This is a genomic window from uncultured Mucilaginibacter sp. (assembly GCF_937859865.1).
GTDB lineage: Bacteria > Bacteroidota > Bacteroidia > Sphingobacteriales > Sphingobacteriaceae > Mucilaginibacter_A.
In genome coordinates, this window is the sequence record NZ_CALMAT010000083.1 from 8670 (window position 1) to 27510 (window position 18841).

Below are 18841 nucleotides of genomic sequence, written 5' to 3' on the forward strand. Positions count from 1 at the left end.
TGGCATGGACACCGGCCAAATCATCCTGGTTATTGGCCAGTGGACTTAATATCTGCTTGTGGTTAAAGCGGAACGAAAGCGCCAGATACTTTTTATTACCGGTAATGGCATAAACATTAGCCAACGCTTCGTTCATGCCGCCATGTTCGCATTCCAGCATTTTTTGAAACTGTGTTTCATTCAGGTTTTTAAACTTTCCGTCAATCCAGTTACAAAACTTTACCGCTACTTCTTTTGCCTGCAAATTATTGGTGTAAGTGTAGGCATCCACCAAACCGGCCAAAACTTTATGTTCGGTGTACCACGGAACCCAACCGCCATTCAAATCAAAACCCTGCGAATGGATATCTCCCGCAGCAACCTGGTCAAAAATCTTGTCCTCATTCGGGATTCCGCCCACATATCCGGTTTTACGGGCTTGCTGGCACTCGGCCAATTGGGCCACGATGTAATCTGTTTTTTGTTTAAATTGCTTGTTTCCGGTAGCTGCATACATCATGGAACAAGCCGAAAGATAATGCCCAAGCGAATGCCCGGAAACCCCAAGCGCTTCCCAACCGGCATAAATTTCGCCCTTTGGTTTTAAACCGGCATTTATCCTGAAACGGTTTAAAAAACGATCGGGCTCCAGGCTTAGCAGCCAGGCCGCATCTTTATCCATCGCATGTTTGAACGGGCTTTTCAACAGCCGTACATCCTGCAAGGCAAAAGCAGAAGCCTGCCTGTTTACTTGGTCGGCAATTTTATATCCTGTTTGTGCTATGGTTTTGATGCCTGCCAAAAGCAGCACGCACAATAGCAGGTTTCGCTTTTTGTAATACATTTTTTTCATGAATATATAACGTCCGGTTTGTATTAATGCTAAAAAGACGATGCTTCTTTTATCCTATAAAAAACAGTGAATGTAGGGTTTTGATTCTATTTAAAAATCAAAACCAATTTTTAGGTGATAAAAGAAGTATGGGGTTTATCAAGCCGATAACCCAATTTGTAATTTGGTATTGTGAGTTTGGGGTTTTGAATGCTTTATTACCCAATATTTCAAAACCAAGTTGATGGGAATACAATTTATTTTTGAACGTATTGCGTTCTGGCACGGCTTAATGTTTCACGCGAAACCCCAAGATAAGAGGCAATCATGTGCAAAGGTACGCGTTTATAAAATTCAGGGTGTAATTTGATGAAGTGTTGGTACTTTTCTTCTGCAGTATAACTAATATTCGTGTAGATCCTATTTTGACTTGCATCAAAACTCCGGGACTGGAGTGTATCTACCAGGTTACGGAAATTTGGGATTTCAATTAAAAGTTTTTCGTAGTTTTCTTTTGTAAACAAAACAAGTTCGCTGTCTTCCAGGGCGTCTATGTTACTTTTTGACGGTTCGCCTGTATTAAAGCTTTCACTGTCGTACATCCACCAGTTTTCTACGCCAAATCGGATGATATGTTCGTTGCCATTATCGCTGATCCTATAGCATCTCAAACACCCGCTCACAATAAAACAACTATAGCTCCAAACATTCCCTTCGTGAAGAAGAAACTGTTTCTTTTTGATCTTACGTGAAATGTAACAACTATGCAACAACTCTTTTTCCGAATGTGTCAGATCAATTTTACTTGTTAGATAATCAATAAAAGCTTCGAACATATTGCTTAAATACGAATAAGAATTTATAACAATTAGATTTGTTATAAGTTGAAGCATGTGGTTTTTTTTAATGAAATTATTAAAACTTTTTTTGGCCGTATTTTTTGTGTTGATGCTTCTTTTACCGCATAAAAATTGGTGCCTTATCGGTCTCAAACAAATCAAAAATCAGGCAATACCAATTTTTATGCGGTAAAAGAAGCATGGCATAAAGCATTAAAGAATAAGTTTAAACAAGTTCAATTAAAGCAAACGCTTTAATGCTGTTCCGCATACATTTCGCGTAGGTTTAAATTGTTGAAATTATCCTTAAAGATCTCTTTTCACCCTGTTGGTTAAAGCATTGTCGTCTAATAATCCTTGGCAATGCGTACAATAGACTTGCCAAAGTTTTTACCTTCCAACATGCCAATAAAAGCTTTGGCCGTATTTTCCAGGCCATCGGTAAAGTCCTCGGTCCCTTTTACTTTGCCCTCAAAAACCCATTTGCTTACCGTAGCTCCGCATAAGAGGGGGCCATCGTTCATTCTGCCTCTCATGTAAGGGGCCAAGCGAGAGGTAAAGGTTGCGCAGGAGGACTTGCCCTTCGCCGGGCACTGGCACTGCTGCTTCCACTCGGAAATTTGCCAGGCTTGGAGCACCTTGAGGGCGCGACGCAAGAAGTACCCGACGATTACTTGTATAGGCCATTAGCTATTATTATTTACATTGTTAAAAGGAGTATAATCGGCACAAGGTTGCGGTAGTTGGCGGTCAGCTTCAAGCGGGTTCTTCCTCTGCAGCATTCAGCAACTGACGCAAAGCCTCCCCCACCTGTGCACCCAACACGGCAGGAGTCAGTCGGTCCGCCTCATCCGAAAACAACTCTGCGCCAACATTGCGCAGCCCGCCGATGGCCCGTAGCGTACGGATGATCTCTATCAGCGGAAAGTTGCCTTGGCCCGGTTCCTGGCGAAAGTGCATTTGGTCGGCGTAGAGCGAGCCGCCCTGAATTGCCGTGCCTGCATCAGAAGCTTGCACAGCAAAGACCTTCTCGCCCGGTAGCTGAGCCAGCAGATTCGGGTCGGGGTAGCCGCGGAAGTAGTGGTAGGTATCAAACACAAGCCCGCCGTTTTCACGGTTGGCGCGGCGCACAATTTCCCATGCCGTGGCCAGGTCTGGGATGCTGCCAAAGGGCATAAACTCTACTTGCACAAGCATCCCAAGCTCCCGTGCTTTATCACACATTCGTTCAAAGGCTAAAACTATCTCGGACAGGTCAACTCGGGCACCAATGCCGTCAATAACCGACATTTTCTTTACCTGTAGCCCGGCCGCGTACTCGAAAAAGGTATTCTGGTCGGTTTCCTGGAACGCACGTTCTTCGGCATTCATGTATGCAGGTAGCCTCCAGTTTGGCAGCCATCGCGTCAGTGGGTCAAGAATAGTAATGGGAACACCGCCTACCCGTGCCTGCTCCCTGATTTGCGTCAGGGTTTGCCCCTTGGCGAGCCAGTTGGTGATATGGTCGGGAAATACGGACTGCTCCGTGCAGCCGCTCGTTTGGCCAACAATTAGCCGGTCTGTTAAGGAACGTGCGCGAACTGTGGCAGCCCACAAAATTAGTGTGGGGGCAGGAAATGAAACAGGAGTCATACGGAAGGAATAAAGTGTCAGAAAAATGTGTCGGCTGCTTACGGGGGCAGCCGACACGTTAATTGGTGCATGTGATATTGTAAATCAAACTGTTGTAACGAACGCTTTAACGCAGGTACCGGGCCAGGAAAGCAAGAACTTCGGGCGTAGCGGCGGGGATGATGGTGAAATGGTCTTTCCCCTGGTAAGTATGATAGGTAACAGGGTCTCCTGCGGCAATCAACTTTGAAGTGAGCGCTGCGTCCAAAGGCTCCAGCACAAAGGCATCGGCCGTGCCCTGGACGATCAGGGCAGGAACCCGGAGGTTGAAGCCAGGCATCGCGGCGGGGTCATTTGCTGTTAGAAAGGCACTCATTTCGGGTGTTGTGTTCCAGTTCGCTTTAAAGCCCGAAAATACGGCCGGCGTTTTTGAAGCAATAGCCTTTGTTACGTCGCCAATAATTTTAACCGATCCTTTGGTTACAAAAACGGGCATAAGTTGCCGCAAGTCGTTTCCCATGACCGAGCCAAAGTCGAATGTAGGCGATTGGGCCCGTAGTCCGGTAGCCATAAGCCCCACGTTAAAGTTCTGTGATGCCAGGAAATTCAGGGCTTTTGGGGCCCTACTATGCAAGATTGAATCACCCAAAGCGGCAACAGTGGCGGCTATTGAGGTGTTCGGCGCGTAAGCAACTGTACATTCCAAGGTCAGGTTGGGTACCTCTGCCGTAAAAGCTTCCACACCCAAAACCCCATGCCCACCTTCGGAGTGGCCCACCGCTGCCCAATGAGTTGAGAGATGGGCATTGGCGTGGCGGGCGGCAATTACGCCGGAAATCAGCGACTGTGCCGAGCTGGCAATGTTGAAGTAGGGTTCGGGCACGCTCGCAACTGCCCCCAAGCCCTCCAGGTCGGGGGCAACAACGGCATAGCCAGCATCAACAAGGGACTGGATCACAAAAACATAGTGGCTGATGAACCCAGACTTGGTAAGCCCACCATCAAGCATTGACGATAAGCTTGGCGCGATAAGTTTTTGCCCTCCCGTTGCCGTGCCGTGCGCCCAGGCAACTATCGGCCATCCACCAGCCGAAGGTGTTTTTTTCGGCACAAAAAGTAGTGTTGATGCCCGAGTCATCCCACCCGCAATGCTGGGCATATAATGTATCAGCAACTGCCCATCGGCATTGATGATGGGAGACTTGAAAGGCTTTGATGAAATAAGGTCGCCTGAAGAAGGGACCCCAGCCCGGGCCAGGCTACTTACCTGTATTAGGCAGACCCATAGCAGGATCGAGAAAATTCTTGAGGCTATCTTGATGGAAATAATATTGTAAGCCGATACTTTCCTGGTTTTAGCCGCGCTTTGGGCAATAATGACAGCTTTGTTTGTGATGCTTAACATGGTTTCTTTTTTTTATTGTTAAAATAATGGTTAGTAGTTTAAACCGTGGCAATTTGTTAAGTCAGGGTTATAAATAAGCAGGATAACCCATCCTCGTCATGTAGTCTCTTTTCGCGGATATCTTAGCATCAACATATTCCTGCTCTAAACCTCCGGCCATACGGTTTACCACCGTTTGCGCTGGCCTGGTTCCGTCTTCCATCTCAATGAGGTTTTTTACAGCATCTACTACTTCCTGGCTATCAGATTTATTTTCGAGCATTTTTTTGTTGTAAATCCGGCCAAACTCGTTCAACAAGTAAGCTTCTTCTTCGCCGTAAGCTTCCACTATTTTAGGCAAATCGCTTCCTTGCCCGGTTTTAGACCCAACATCGGTAGGGAAAGGGCCAGGCAATATATTTATAGTTTCGATGCCAAATTTTTTGACTTCGTACTGTAGGCTTTCTATCATACCTTCCAATGCGAACTTTGACCCGCAATAAGCAGATACATAGGGAATAGACAATATTCCCGACGTACTTGAAATGTTGATTACCAGGCCTTTTTTCTGTTTCCGCATGGATGGCAAAACGGCCTGTATCCCACGGACAGCGCCCCAAACATTTACTTCAAAAATATTTTTCATCCTTTCTACAGAAGTTGCTTCGAAAAGACCCATGCCGGATATGCCTGCATTGTTGATCAAAATATCAATCTGTCCATATTTTTTTAATATTTTTTCTATGGCAGTATTTACCGAATCCGTATTGGTAACATCCATTTCTACGACTTCCACATTTGTAAGCGCGCCAAGTTCCTGTGCTACCAATGCGTTTTTTGTGCCCGCGTTTCTCATGGCCGCGATAATACTATGCCCTTCGTTGGCAAGTGCTATCGCCAACAATTTACCAAAGCCGGAACTTGTACCTGTAATTAAAATTATTTTTGATAAGTTTTGCATTTTTTTGCGCCGGTGCTGTTAGTTAAGCCGACGGCACAAATTTGGGCGATAAGTGCCTTCCGTAGCAATGACATTTGAGGCAAAATCAATGTGATAAATATCACACCGGCTTTAGTGAATTGCCCGGGCAATTAGCGAATGCAAAAGCACTCAAAATAAAATGTACCGCAAAGTTTATGGCATTGTTTGAGTTTTGCTCCTCAAGTTTTCGATGCTTCTTTTACCACCTAAAAATTGGCAAGCATTTGGTTTTGGTTTATTTAGATTGATGCAACACTAATTTTTACCTGGTAAAAGAAGCATTGTATTTATCCTCCATAAACTTACTGCTTTTTAACTTGCATAAAACGAAAGCTGGCAGGATCAACCACCAATTGAAAAACATTCGAACTATCCTTAACAAACTTTACGCTAACCAAAGCCGTTGCCCGCGGCGAAACTTGTGTGTTTGAATGATGCGTATGAAAAACGTAGTGCATATTTCCTTTTTTATCGGTAAACAAATCGCCATGCCCGGTCCCGTTAATTTTTAAAAGGGTTTTGCTGATGATTGGGTTTTTGTTTGATTTTTCCCAGGGGCCAAAAGGCGATTTGGAAGTGGCATAACCAACCGCATAATCCGGGTTACGAAAATCATTGGCTGAATAAATTAAATAACACAAACTTCCTTTTTTGATGACCGTTGGCCCTTCCGTAACCGGCCAGTTTGTTTTGGCGGTGTTTTCCCAATCCTGCGTGGCCGTGATACATTCTTTAACTGTTTCCGGCAAAATATCCGAAAGGTCGTCTTTCATCCGGGCCACAAAAATGCGGTTGCCTGCTGTTAAGCGCACATGGTACAAGTAAAATTTGCCGTCATTGTCCCGAAACACAAAAGGGTCAATCTGCTTTCCAACTCCGGATAAAGCTTTAATTTCTTTTTGTTTAAAAGGCCCGCGCGGACTATCACTTTGTGCAATGGCAATGTGTTCATCCGCTGTGTAAGCCATGTAATAAGTGTTGCCGATTTTGAAAACTTGCGGTGCCCAAAAACCTTTGCTGCCGTAAGCATCGCCTTTGGCCAACGCAAAACCATTGGTTTTTCCTGCGGGGCCAACCCACTTTTTTAGGTCTCGGGATTGATAAACCAAAAAGCCCTGCTCGCTGCTTGTTCCGTACAAATAATAAATCCCTTTATCCAAAAAGATGGTTGGGTCTGCCAGATAAATGGTCTCGGTTTGAGGTTTAATCAATCTGTCTGCAAAAAAACATTTTGAATTTGCAAAAACTTGTTGTTGAAATATCCCATAAATAAATGTTAAAAAGAATACATACTTCAGTTTGTTCATCTTAAAAAAAGTATTAAAAATCAATCGGATAATTTGGGTTGGGATAAATGTAAAGATCAAAATTTAATTGACAGATGCCGGTTTCAATTTTATCCAATCTATTTCCAATGCTTCTTTTACCACATAAAAATCATTGTCTTTTTGTGGTTTTTGTAATATTAAAATATTCGGGCACACCAAATTTATAGGCATAAAAGAAGCATTGTAAAACTTTATGATATAAATTTAAACAGGCTCTTAATAGTTTGAAACCGTGTTTAAAATTGACGGACAAATAATATTTAAAATAATTTGTAAGGTTTATATCCGGGCTGCGACTAAGCCAGTACAATTAATCAAAAAACCAAAAAACGATCAAATGAAAAATTTAAAAGCTGTTGTATTAAAAAGCCTTGTTGCTGCTGTTGCAGTTATTTGTTTAACGGTTAACGCGCAGGCGCAGGATTCAAAAATGTCGAAAATGGAACACAAAAAAATGTCAAAAATGGAACACAAAAAAGGCAAAATGAGCAAAATGTCTCATGATAAAATGTCAAAAGATTCATCCGGAAAGATGTAAATAATTGTCTATCCTATTTGTTATAGTTGAGTTGTTTAAATAATAGAGCCTGTTTAAATTTATATCAAATCCTTTAATATGCACTTAGGATTGATGGCCATACTTCTTTTATCACACAATAATTATTACCTGCATTAATACATAATGTAATCGGTAACCAGCAACTTCAATATATATCATTAACATAAAACAGTGCTTTTGTTACAGCTTAATAAATTTTACCACTCCTCTTTCTTAAAAAAACTAAAAAAACAACCATGAAACGAATTTTTTATTTAGCAATTACTGTGCTTTCTATAGTAAGCTGCAAAAAAACCAATACGATTCCAACCGAAAAAAATGACATTGTTTATGTTGAAACCAATAATTATCAGAATAACCAAAATGCAGTGCTTGCATACCATGATAATGGAAATGGCAAACTTGAACAATTGGCGGGCAGCCCGTTTCTCACCAATGGCGCTGGTGTTAGTAACCTCGGGCAAGTATTAGGGCCGCTTGACTCGGATTATGAATTAAGGGTGTCATCAGATGGCCAATTCCTTTTAGCAGTAAACTCAGGAAGCAATACAATTGCAGTATTTTCAATAAAATCTAATGGAGCGCTGCAGCCTGTTGCCGGTTCACCCTTTCCATCCGGCGGGCAAACGCCGGTAAGCATTGACGTATCAGGCAACAATGTGTTTGTTGTAAACAAGAGCAATGATCCGATGCAAGCAACACCGTTGGCACCTAATTATACAACTTTTACAATAGATGGCTCTGGAACTTTAACACCTGTAGCGGGTGGAAAATTTGAAACTACTCCCGGCACGTCTCCATCACAGGCCCTGGTTTCCCGAGATAAAAAATTCCTCTTTGGCAGTGATTTTCTTGGCATTATGCTTAATCCGCCTGTAGGCACGTTACGTTCATTTACTATCGCCGGTACAGGTGTGTTAACTCCCGTGGCAGGCTCGCCTTATGTTTTACCCAACAGCGCTACAGCTCCTGATAACACAGCTTTGGGTTTATGGCAACACCCTTCTGGCAACCCTTTATATGTTGGAATACCTTTACAGGGAAAAATCGGCGTGTTCAATGTAAATGCTGCTACCGGTGCGCTAACGCTCCAATCAACTGTTGCAGCCGGAAAAGCAGTATGCTGGATCCGCACAAACAAGGCTGGAGACCACCTATATACACTAAATTCTGCCGATAATGCTGTGCAGGTTTACGATACTTCAAACCCCATGTCCCCGGCTTCTGTTCAGACTTTAGAACTCAAAAATTCAGGCCCTGCTTATGGCGATGCCGCATTTAAAACAAGCCAGGCATTTTCATTGGCTTTTTCTTCAACTGAAAAAATTCTGTATGTGGTGAGCCAGCATACGAATACGGATTTCAGCATCGGTAATTTTAATTATTTACATGCTTTAACTGTAGCTGATAATGGCATGTTAACCGAAAACACTGAACCCATTCAACTGCCGGTAGCCAATACAATAAGGCCAAAAGGCACAGCAGTTGTAAGCAGGTAAAAAGCAAAAAATTAAAATCGTCCATCCAATTGCTTAGTTCCTCCATTTTTAAAGGTTTTAAGCGGAGGCATATTTATATCGTTAATAACGGCACTTTAATAAAAAAGAAATGAGAAAATTCACAGTTCCGGCAAGGGAAGATGTAAGCCCGGCAAATCAAGCTATTTTTGACAATCTGACTAAAGCGGTAGGTTTTGTTCCAAACCTGTATGCAGCCATCGCTTATTCTGATAGCGGTTTAGAAAGATACTTGGCTTATCAAAATGCTAAAACAAGTTTGAGCAACAAAGAAAAAGAAGCAGTAAACCTTATCGTGAGCCAGGTTAATAGTTGTGTGTATTGCCAAAGCGCACATACCGTAATTGGCAAAATGAATGGTTTTGTTGTGAACAATTTCCTGACCTTCGTTATTGTTAGGCTTCAAACCCAAAAATGAAATCAATTGTTGCAACTGGCTGCCAATATTACAAAAGAACGCGGTAATGCAGATGCTGCATTGGTAGATGATTTTTTTGCACAAGGTTACACACAAGAAAACCTGGTAGATTTGATCTTGCAGATAAGTGATAAAACAGCCGCAAATTATTTGCACAACCTGATAAAAATTCCGGTTGATTTTCCTTTGGCACCAACGTTAGAATTAGATACCATCAGCAGTAATAACTAAACAAGTGGGACGGCACTGGTATAAATAAACTATAATTCAAAAGCAAGATCCTACTGGTTAAACAAACAAGATCAAATAAAAATTTTGAAAGTAAAAGCCTGAATTTATTTTCCGGCTTTTACTTTTTTGTATAAAGTTTGTTTAGAGCCTGTTTAAATTTATATTATAAAATTTTACAATGCTTCTTTTATGCCTATAAATTTGGTGTGGCCGAATATTATAAGGGTACAAAAACCACAAAAAACAATGAATTTTATGTGATAAAAGAAGCATCGAAAATAAGTTTAAAGAACTTAGATAATTTATAAAACTTGTAAACTTACCGCATCTCTTAAATCAATATCATGAATTTGTAGAGGTTGATGCAGGAAGGAATTCCTTTAAAATCAATAGCCATTAAGTTACCAATTAAAAAGCGATTCATTGGACGATGTGAATGGAATTCTTTTAATTTTTTAGTGTCGCTATTTTGATGTTTTTTATTCCGGTAGCATCCGACCTGAACAGTATTTTTTGAACTTTTAAATCCGGACGGAAAGCAATCATCGTACGTTGACCTGCAATTTCAGTGTCGAATTGTGAACCGCCAAATTTATCTTCATATTTAACCATTATACGGACGGTAAACGGTTTATCTGTACCAGCCAGGTTTTCGAGGGCGTAATTACGGGCACCACTTGGAGAACCTCCCTCATGTAATGATTTCTCAGCACTCGAAAAATTGCTGATTTGTCCTTTTCCATATTGTGCTCTTTTGGCTTTTGGACTAACCTGAACTTCGCAAGCATGGTTTTCACCGTCTGAACCCAGAAAAAGCGAGCCAAGTTTTCCGGACAAATCTGTACCCGGTTCTACATCAAATGTTAATAAAAAAGAGGAAGATCCTGTGTCAAAAGAGGTAGTCTTTTTAATTTCTTTCGCCAATGTTTTTTCTTTTTCGGTCGCAGGGATTATTTCCTTCATCCATTTTGTTCCGATTCTACCATCAGGAGATTGAACCATTTCGTGGATAACAAGTGATCCGCCCCAGCCCGCTATTGGAATCCAGCCGGCCATTAAATAGCGGCCGTCTTTTATTTTTGTCACCGCTGGCACGTTCATTCCGTTGTAAAAGTCTAAGCCTGCTTTAACGCCATTTTCAAATTTATCTTCGGGTGCGCTGGCTGGTTTTGTCCAGAAACCGGTAAAACCACCAATAATGTAATCATAATTTCCCCAGCGGAAGAAGAATGTGCAGTCACCTCCCGGAGGAAAGTTCGGATTGATAGAACGCCAGCCTCCATTGATGGATTTCGATTCCCAGGTTCCTTTCGCTCCATAATTTGCTAACATGCGTAAGCGTCCTTCAGGGTCAATATAAACACTTGGGTTTTCACATGGATGAAATAAGATTTTTGTTTTATTGAATTTACTGATACCATCTTCACTAATGGAATAAGTAGATCCGGCCGGATAGCCAGGGATCGTATCGTAACGGAAGGAGCCTGTAAAGCCGTGTTTATTATAGTAATCCCATTGTAAGGGCAACATGGTTTGTTCCCTAGGATAAATCCTAGTGGTGTGCAGGCCGTAGCTAAGACAAAATTTATTATCAAAGACAAAAGGTACACCAGTTCCGATTGTTTCCCATTGTGCCTCTATTGGTGTAGCAGCTTCGTGTTCTGTCCAGGTTTTAAAATCAGTTGTTGATAAGTGCTCAAAGTAATGTCCTCCTTTTCCAAACTTGCTGTTATGTCCTCGGCGATCAAACAAATAAAATACATGATAACGTCCTTGATAATAAAAAGTAGCAACGTCGCCAACCCAAGTGTTATGCCCCTGAGGTGTCCAATACTCAATCTCATTTGAAGTTCGAGGCTTCTTTAATGCCACTTTTTGTGGTTCAAGTCCCGGAAAAAAGATTTCAGCTTTAGAAACAAGGGAAGGGTTTATTTCCCAAGAACTTTGTTTTCCCCATTTTGGGTAGCCTATAGCAAAGTCGTTGTCCAAAAGCTCGTTGTCTACATACAAAGTCCATCTAACCCCAGAAAAATGAAGTACAACATCATGTTCTCCCTGAGGCTTTTTCAACATGGCTAAAGGGATGCCTATGGGCATATCACGGGGGCCTTTAGGTTCAAAAGGCGGATAAAGCGTTAGAGCCGCTTCCAATACGGGAACAGAACCATCAGGCATTGGATAAGCAGGATAGTTTTGTTTTTTTCGATCCTTCGGGTCCTGTTGAAAAGTAGTCAGATTTAGTACACCTGGAATAGTAAGAAGATTTATTTTGGAGTTTTCTACTTTTAAATTAACCCGCATTTTGATGGTAAAACTGCTGCTATCAAACGGCACTGTAAAAGTTCCATTCGTTTTTTGGGTTGAAAGAGCACTTAGTGCAGACCCTCCCGAAAAATGCCAGGGAGTGGATTGTAATACAATTTTAACAGCCTGTCCTTTTACAACATACTCAGAAAAGAGCAGATTGCCGATAATCATCACGATTAGGAAAGAAGAATTAACTAATTTTTTTTTCATTGATTACTTAATTGAAACGGTACAACTACCAAAACTATAATATTTTACTGAGAAACTGCTATTAGAGGTCATCCCAAATCTAAGATAAAGCTAGCTTATTATGAGAGCCTGTTTAAATTTTGTTAAACTTATTTGTAATGCTTCTTTTACCACATAAAAATCATTCTAAAACTTTTGTGCGGTAAAAGAAGCATTACAAAATTATTTTAACAAAAACCAGATGCTTTAAAAAGCTACTTTTAGATAGCTTTTTTTGTGCAAGAAAAACCAATAAATGCTTAGTTTGGGCCTGCTTAGCCTTGTTCTTTCAGAATTAAACAACATTGGTAATTTATATAATCTTTAAAAAAACACAAGTTCCTCAGCAATACGTTAAACTTTCCAGGCTTTTTTGCCGTAGGTAAATCTCATGCAAAAACCTGTTTTTTATTTTTTCCTGATACTGTTTTTATCGGCTAATTTTTGTGTTTTTGCACAAGGCAATGTTCCAGGTAAAACTGATTTTGTCCGCACTTCGCAAAACTTTTTATACGCAGCTAAATCCGGCGACAGTACTTCGGCTTATTTAGATACTTTAAAAAAAGCCAACGAAAATTTACTTTCCCACCAATTAAACAACGACCAAAAACGACTGGCTTTTTGGCTAAACTTGTACAATGCTTTTACGCAAGTATTGTTGAAAAAAAATCCCGACCAATACAAAACCCGGAACAGTTTTTTCTCTTCCAAACAAATTAATATTGCCGGTGAGTTGATTAGTTTAGATTTGATAGAACACGGTATTTTGCGCCATTCAAAAATAAAATGGAGCGAAGGCTATCTGGGGAAAGTTTTTCCTTCGGCTTTTGAAAAAAAATTCAGGGTCGAAAAACTGGATTACCGCATTCATTTCGCTTTAAATTGTGGTGCAAAAAGTTGTCCGCCCATTGCATTTTACGATCCGAATAAAATTGACAAACAGTTAAATGTGGCGGTTAAAACTTATTTAAAAGGCGAATGCGAATACAATCAGGCAAAAAACAGCGTGAAAGTTCCTGCTTTGATGGGTTGGTTTCGTCATGATTTTGGCGGGAAAAAACACCTATTGGATATTTTGAAACAAAACTACATCATTCCTAAAAACAGCAACCCGAAAATCGAATTTAAAAAATACGATTGGAGTTTGTATCTTAACAATTATAAATCTGAAAACAATGGCTAATCATTATTACAATGCTGAAGATTTGGGCAAATTTGGCAGCATCGGCGAATACCAAAAAGAAATGGCCGATAAATTTTTTTCGTATTACGGAGAAGTTTTTAAAGACGGCGCTTTAACCGCAAAAGAAAAATCGTTGATTGCTTTGGCGGTTTCGCACGCGGTTCAATGCCCGTATTGTATTGATGCCTACAGCAGTGATGCTTACGAAAAAGGCTTTAGCGAAGCACAAATGATGGAAGCAGTACACGTTGCATCGGCGATAAAAGGCGGCGCAGTTTTAGTCCATGGCGTGCAAATGATGAACAAGGTAAAAGAAATAAGCATGTAATTTTGGAGTTTCTATTAATGCAATGCTTCTTTTATCACCTAAAAATCATCCGGCTTTTTAAAGTTTGTTTATGAAATCTCTCAAAGTTTTACAGCACCATTTAGCGGATGCAAACAATCAATTGGCTGTTTTAGAAAACCAGTCAGAACATCAGCATGCTTCTTTTATCGGTAAACTTTTGGGTTTAAATCTATTTCCGCTGCAAGCTTCGGGCGTTGATATTTTTCAAATTAACGTAGGCAAAATGTGCAACCAAGTTTGCAAACATTGCCATGTTGATGCCGGGCCAGACCGAAAAGAAATCATGACGCGGGAAACGATGCAATTGTGTTTGCCTATTTTGGCAAACTCGAACATCAAAATTGTTGACCTCACCGGTGGCGCGCCAGAGTTAAATCCTGATTTTAGATGGTTTGTGGAAGAGATTAAAAAGTTGGGCAAACACATCATTGTCCGTTGCAACCTCACCATCATTTTGGCCAACAAACGTTTTTATGATTTGCCTGAATTCTTCCATAAACATCAAATTGAAGTTGTTTCTTCTTTGCCAAGTTTTACACAAGACCGAACCGACCGGCAACGCGGCGATGGTGTTTTTGAAGATTCCATCAAAGCTTTGCAAATGCTAAATAATGTTGGTTACGGGCACGATGGCAGTGGTTTAATTTTGAACTTGGTGTACAACCCGGCCGGTGCTTTTTTGCCGCCATCGCAACAAGCTTTAGAAAAAGAATACAAAACGGAGCTGGCCAAAAAGTTCAATATTGTTTTTAACAACTTATTTGCCATCACCAATATGCCCATCAGCCGTTACTTAGATTATTTGCTGCAAACCGGCAACTATGATAAATACATGGAAAAGTTGGTTTCGGCTTTTAATCCAAGTGCCATAAAAAATGTAATGTGCCGCAATACAATTTCGGTAAGTTGGGACGGTTTTTTGTACGATTGTGATTTCAACCAAATGCTGGATCTGAAAGTTGCGCCTCAAACTTCACAACATTTATCAAACTTTGACCTTTCTTTACTCAACAATCGGAACATTGTTTTAAAGCAACATTGCTACGGATGCACGGCTGGAGCGGGTTCAAGTTGTGGCGGAGAGGTAGCCAGTTAATTGCTATGGATGCAACAACTCCGTTAAATACAGCATTGATTATTTTTGTTCGGCACCCAAAGTTGGGCAAAGTAAAAACCAGACTTGCAAGTGCAATTGGCGATGAAAAAGTATTAAAAGTTTATCGGCTTTTATTAGATCATACCAAAAATATCACGGCGGAATTAAATTGTAGAAAGTTTGTTTATTACAGTGACCAAGTGGAAGAATACGACTTGTGGAACGCGCCGGGTTATACTAAAAGGCAGCAAACCGGAAATGATTTGGGCGAAAGGATGCTAAATGCTTTTAAAGAATTGTTTGAACAAGGTTTTAAAAACATCATCATTATTGGAAGCGATTGTTATCAGCTTAAAAATATAGTGGTAAAAGAAGCATTTGAATGGCTGGATAGTTGTGAAGTTGTAATCGGCCCAACTTTTGACGGCGGTTATTATTTATTGGGAATGAACCATTTGGTACCCGAACTTTTTTACAACAAAGTTTGGAGCACAGCTCAGGTATTTAAGAAAACAATACAAGACTTGGAACTTTTAAAATTATCTTTTACAACATTAGCACAATTGCACGATGTAGATGTTGTTGCAGACTTGGAACTAAACGGAATCGAAATTTAATATGATTTGAGCATTTGTTTGTATTGATTAACCATGCTTTGTTGCGAAGCGCCTTTTCGATACATTTTTATAATTGTATAATTAGCAATTTGAACTTTGAGCCAACTATTGGTTTCATATTTCCGGGCAGATATCAATACCGTTTTTTTGATGATCTTGTATTTTCCGGTTTTTCTGGCGCGTGCACAAAATTCAAACTCCTCCATAATTCTCATATTGGTATCAAATCCGCCGCATTGTTGGTACAAACTTTTGGTGATGAACAAAGTTTGGTCGCCGCCCATTCCGGCAAAAACATCTAAGCGGCTCAACGCAGCATTCAATTTCAACAACCAACTTTTGCTATCGTACTTGGATAAATATCTGCCCAAATTGTAACCTTGCTGCAATGCTTCTTTTATGTCCTCAAAATAAGTAACAGGAGGTTTGGTATCGGCATGAACAAAATACAACACACTTCCTTTGGCTTGTGAGGTGGCAAAATTCATTTGCGCCGCGCGCCCTTTTTGCGGAGAAAGGATTGTTTTTGCACCGGCAGCTTTTGCAATTAATAAAGTTTTGTCCGTACTTCCGCCATCCGAAACAATAATTTCAATTGTTGTTTTGTGTTGATTTTGAAACAGATGCTGAATTAACTTTCCAATATTTTCGGCTTCGTTAAAAGTTGGAATGATGATGCTAACCATTTGCTGATTAAACTTTTAATCTGAAAAAATCAATTAACTTGTGCATTTAGCCAGGCCAATGTTTTTGTAATGCCTTCTTTTATCGGTGTAATTTTATATCCCAATTCTTTTTCTGCTTTTGTCGGATTGACTGTCCAATGCTTGTTATATTTTCGTACAAAAGCCGGCGTAATCAATGGTTTGATGCCAAAACTTTTTGCCAGTAAAAGAAGTATGTGCGAAATAAAAAGCATGACCGGCAACGGTAAGTTATACAATTTTCGCTTTGTACTTGTTATCTCATCAACCAAATTAAAAAAATCCTGATAATTAATGTTGATTCCTCCAAGCAAATAACGTTCGCCAGGTTTGGCTTTTTCCATCGCCAAAATCATGCCTTCAACAACATCATCAATGTAAACATAATTGCCGATGCTTTTGCCGTTGCCGGGTTTTACTTTCCATTTATTGTTGATGTACATTTTTAGCAACCGCGTAATGCCGTTACTTTCGGTTAATAAACCTGGCCCATAAACCCGACTTGGATTAACAATAATACCGCGGATACCTTTTTGGTTATACTGTTTCAACAAAAGTTCAGCCTCAACTTTGCTCTTTTCGTACAAAGTTTCTAAGTGTGGATTTTGGTTTGTTGTTTCAGAAACAGGTTGCAAATCCAAAGAATGGCCAACTACGCCAGCGGTTGAAGTGAACAACACATCTTTGATATCTTGTACCAACGCACAATCCAATACATTTTGAAAACCTTTTACATTAACCGTGTAAAACATGTTTGAATTTGGATGCCAAACCGAAGCCAAAGCAGCTAAATGATAAATTTGATGGCAACCTAACAGCGCACTTTGAATAGATGCTTTATCTAAAATATCTCCGGCAAATAACCTGATATTTTTATGTTGAAGCAGCACAGAAGCTTTTTGAGTGTTACGCACCAAAGCATGAACAGTATGCCCGTTTTCGGCTAATTTTAACGCAAGTTTTTGTCCGATAAAACCAGTTGCACCGGTAATAAAAACCGCCATTACTCAACAAAATTAGTTAGCAACAGCCACCGCCATCATAAAACCAGGTAGAAGCGGAAATAAAAATATCAGTTCTGTTTAAGGCAGCTAAGTTTACGGCAGTTTTATCGCATACTGCTAAAGGTTGATTTGGTAGGAGGATATGCCCTTTATGGTCGTCAAAATATTCCTCCTCGCCATAATAAATAGCGGCTTTACCTGTAAAAACGCAAGGCCCATCGGCAGGCATTGCATCTTTTATTGCACAAACTTCAACACTTTCAATATAAATAAGTTCATTAGTGGCATATTTCCCTGGTGCTAAAATACGGTAAGGCCGTTTTGCCCGAACCTCAATTGTGCCGAAACCAATATCAGTGATGGCTTTAATGTAGCTTTGCAGTGGAAGCGAACCGGTAAGGCACAGGGCGCGCAAACGTTCATCATTTCGCAGCTCCTTATTTATTTCCTGGTTGCAAATCGGGTCAGACATCACCAAACGACCGCCCGGTTTTAGTACGCGGTAAATTTCTTGTAATGCTGTTTTTAGGTCGTTTTCTTTAAATATGTTGAACAAACAATTTTGCCCGGCCACATCAATGGAGTTGTCTTCAATTGGTAGTGCCAATGCCGAACCTTTGCGCAATTCTATAAATTCTTTTTTAAACCACGGATTTAATGCTTCGGCTTCTGATAAATTAGCTGCACAAATGGTTAACATTTCATCAACAACATCAACCCCAATTACGCCTCCTGCATTTCTGTTAAAATAAGAAAACTGCAATAATTCCATTCCACCACCAATGCCTACATACAATATTTTAGGGTTATTTACCAAATCCCCCACATTTACAATTGAACCACAACCATAATTCATCTCCTGCATAATAGCAGGAACTTGCAGGCCAGGAAGTGCATTCATCGGAGAAGTTGTGCAGCACAAACCAACATTAGGTTTTAAAGCAGCATCACGATAAACGTTTATGGTTGTATCTAGATAATGATCCATTTGCTAAAGATTATTGTATGGAAATATACAACAGTTATTACGGTAAAAGAGATGTTTATATGAATTATTTAAAAATTTGGGTTTGGGATATCATGCTTTTTTTATCGTACCAAATTTCAATTTAATATAATTTGCAAGGATAAGTGGTGAGTAAATGCAAATTTGATTTTTGTCAATAAGGAAGGTAGTAATAAAAGAGACATAAAGCAGGTTAAAATTACAGGCAATTTCTTTCTTTCCCGTTTTTTTATAAAACTAAAACGCCCCTTTGCTTAGGCAAAGGGGCGTTTTAGTTTTAAGTTTTGGCGCCGACCTACTCTCCCGCCTGTTACGGCAGTACCATTGGCTCTGGCGGGCTTAACTTCTCTGTTCGGAATGGGAAGAGGTGGACACCGCCGATATAGGCACCTGAATATTTTTAAGGTTAAGGCAGAAAGGTAAAAGGCTTAAAGGCGAAAGGTGTTTGTCTTTCGGTCTTTATTTGCTTTCAGTCTTTCGGACTTTAACAATGACATATAATTGAAAGAAGATATTGTGTAGAGAAAACAACAGTATGTTAATGTTGATGGATGATAGTTATGATTTTTGCCACATTGCTATGAACAATGAACCATTTGCTATAACCATTATAATTACCTGCTATGAGAAAGCTTCGGGTTATTAGTACTGCTTGGCTATGATGTCA

General features: G+C 40.3%; 20 protein-coding genes and 1 rRNA gene. 8 read left to right on the top strand and 13 right to left on the bottom strand.

Annotated elements, in window-relative coordinates:
• From Q0192_RS08765 to Q0192_RS08795, 8 genes are all read right to left on the bottom strand, one after another.
• The coding region (locus Q0192_RS08765) for a beta-L-arabinofuranosidase domain-containing protein (RefSeq protein ID WP_299289052.1) at positions 1-832 on the bottom strand (832 nt) is incomplete at its 3' end.
• A gap of 236 nt (positions 833-1068) precedes the next feature.
• Positions 1069-1704, bottom strand: coding sequence for a Crp/Fnr family transcriptional regulator (locus Q0192_RS08770; protein ID WP_366518156.1), 636 nt, complete (start codon positions 1702-1704; stop codon positions 1069-1071).
• Between the two features lie 293 nt (positions 1705-1997).
• Positions 1998-2174: a hypothetical protein gene (locus Q0192_RS08775; RefSeq protein ID WP_299289058.1), complete on the bottom strand. Its 177-nt coding sequence runs from the start codon at positions 2172-2174 to the stop codon at positions 1998-2000.
• Positions 2122-2337 (bottom strand): hypothetical protein, encoded by a 216-nt coding sequence (locus tag Q0192_RS18765; protein WP_366518157.1) that lies wholly within the window; start codon positions 2335-2337, stop codon positions 2122-2124. Before Q0192_RS18765 ends, Q0192_RS08775 begins: the two co-directional genes overlap by 53 nt.
• A gap of 69 nt (positions 2338-2406) precedes the next feature.
• The gene (locus Q0192_RS08780) at positions 2407-3282 is read right to left on the bottom strand and encodes a sugar phosphate isomerase/epimerase (RefSeq protein WP_299289061.1); all 876 of its coding nucleotides are present in this window, start codon (positions 3280-3282) and stop codon (positions 2407-2409) included.
• A gap of 106 nt (positions 3283-3388) precedes the next feature.
• The gene (locus tag Q0192_RS08785; protein ID WP_299289064.1) at positions 3389-4666 is read right to left on the bottom strand and encodes a lipase family protein; all 1278 of its coding nucleotides are present in this window, start codon (positions 4664-4666) and stop codon (positions 3389-3391) included.
• Positions 4667-4733: 67 nt separating this feature from the next.
• Positions 4734-5606, bottom strand: coding sequence for an SDR family oxidoreductase (locus Q0192_RS08790; protein WP_299289067.1), 873 nt, complete (start codon positions 5604-5606; stop codon positions 4734-4736).
• A 323-nt stretch (positions 5607-5929) separates the two neighbouring features.
• The gene (locus Q0192_RS08795) at positions 5930-6934 is read right to left on the bottom strand and encodes a glycoside hydrolase family 43 protein (protein WP_299289070.1); all 1005 of its coding nucleotides are present in this window, start codon (positions 6932-6934) and stop codon (positions 5930-5932) included.
• A gap of 253 nt (positions 6935-7187) precedes the next feature.
• Here Q0192_RS08795 and Q0192_RS08800 point away from each other — a divergent pair, with 253 nt between their 5' ends.
• The 4 genes from Q0192_RS08800 (at position 7188) to Q0192_RS08815 (ending at position 9680) form a co-directional block, all read left to right on the top strand.
• Positions 7188-7493, top strand: coding sequence for a hypothetical protein (locus Q0192_RS08800; RefSeq protein ID WP_299289073.1), 306 nt, complete (start codon positions 7188-7190; stop codon positions 7491-7493).
• 257 nt (positions 7494-7750) lie between these two features.
• Positions 7751-9013 carry a beta-propeller fold lactonase family protein gene (locus Q0192_RS08805; protein ID WP_299289078.1) on the top strand — a complete coding sequence of 421 codons (1263 nt, stop codon included), beginning with the start codon at positions 7751-7753 and terminating at the stop codon, positions 9011-9013.
• Between the two features lie 109 nt (positions 9014-9122).
• Positions 9123-9449, top strand: a complete 327-nt coding sequence (locus Q0192_RS08810; protein WP_299289081.1) for a carboxymuconolactone decarboxylase family protein — start codon at positions 9123-9125, stop codon at positions 9447-9449.
• 6 nt (positions 9450-9455) lie between these two features.
• The gene (locus Q0192_RS08815; RefSeq protein WP_299289104.1) at positions 9456-9680 is read left to right on the top strand and encodes a hypothetical protein; all 225 of its coding nucleotides are present in this window, start codon (positions 9456-9458) and stop codon (positions 9678-9680) included.
• Between the two features lie 447 nt (positions 9681-10127).
• Here the strand turns inward: Q0192_RS08815 and Q0192_RS08820 are convergent, their stop codons facing one another.
• Positions 10128-12197, bottom strand: coding sequence for a hypothetical protein (locus Q0192_RS08820; RefSeq protein ID WP_299289106.1), 2070 nt, complete (start codon positions 12195-12197; stop codon positions 10128-10130).
• Between the two features lie 409 nt (positions 12198-12606).
• Between Q0192_RS08820 and Q0192_RS08825 the strand changes: the two genes are divergently transcribed.
• From Q0192_RS08825 to Q0192_RS08840, 4 genes are all read left to right on the top strand, one after another.
• Positions 12607-13398 (top strand): DUF547 domain-containing protein, encoded by a 792-nt coding sequence (locus Q0192_RS08825; protein WP_299289108.1) that lies wholly within the window; start codon positions 12607-12609, stop codon positions 13396-13398.
• Positions 13391-13726, top strand: coding sequence for an arsenosugar biosynthesis-associated peroxidase-like protein (locus Q0192_RS08830; RefSeq protein ID WP_299289110.1), 336 nt, complete (start codon positions 13391-13393; stop codon positions 13724-13726). The genes Q0192_RS08825 and Q0192_RS08830 overlap by 8 nt, the downstream gene beginning before the upstream one ends.
• A 70-nt stretch (positions 13727-13796) precedes the next feature.
• The gene (arsS, locus tag Q0192_RS08835; RefSeq protein ID WP_299289112.1) at positions 13797-14843 is read left to right on the top strand and encodes an arsenosugar biosynthesis radical SAM (seleno)protein ArsS; all 1047 of its coding nucleotides are present in this window, start codon (positions 13797-13799) and stop codon (positions 14841-14843) included.
• Between the two features lie 5 nt (positions 14844-14848).
• Positions 14849-15460, top strand: coding sequence for a TIGR04282 family arsenosugar biosynthesis glycosyltransferase (locus Q0192_RS08840; RefSeq protein WP_299289114.1), 612 nt, complete (start codon positions 14849-14851; stop codon positions 15458-15460).
• On the opposite strand, the gene Q0192_RS08845 is transcribed toward Q0192_RS08840, so the two are convergent.
• The 4 genes from Q0192_RS08845 to rrf form a co-directional block, all read right to left on the bottom strand.
• Positions 15457-16146, bottom strand: coding sequence for a TIGR04283 family arsenosugar biosynthesis glycosyltransferase (locus tag Q0192_RS08845; protein WP_299289115.1), 690 nt, complete (start codon positions 16144-16146; stop codon positions 15457-15459). The two genes, Q0192_RS08840 and Q0192_RS08845, sit on opposite strands and share 4 nt — an antisense overlap.
• A 29-nt stretch (positions 16147-16175) precedes the next feature.
• A complete protein-coding gene (locus tag Q0192_RS08850) occupies positions 16176-17168 on the bottom strand; it encodes an NAD-dependent epimerase/dehydratase family protein (protein ID WP_299289117.1) in 993 nt (330 codons plus the stop codon).
• A gap of 16 nt (positions 17169-17184) precedes the next feature.
• Positions 17185-18156 carry an arsenosugar biosynthesis arsenite methyltransferase ArsM gene (gene arsM / locus Q0192_RS08855; protein ID WP_299289119.1) on the bottom strand — a complete coding sequence of 324 codons (972 nt, stop codon included), beginning with the start codon at positions 18154-18156 and terminating at the stop codon, positions 17185-17187.
• Between the two features lie 300 nt (positions 18157-18456).
• Positions 18457-18568, bottom strand: a 5S ribosomal RNA gene (gene rrf, locus Q0192_RS08860).
• Positions 18569-18841: the final 273 nt, after the last annotated feature.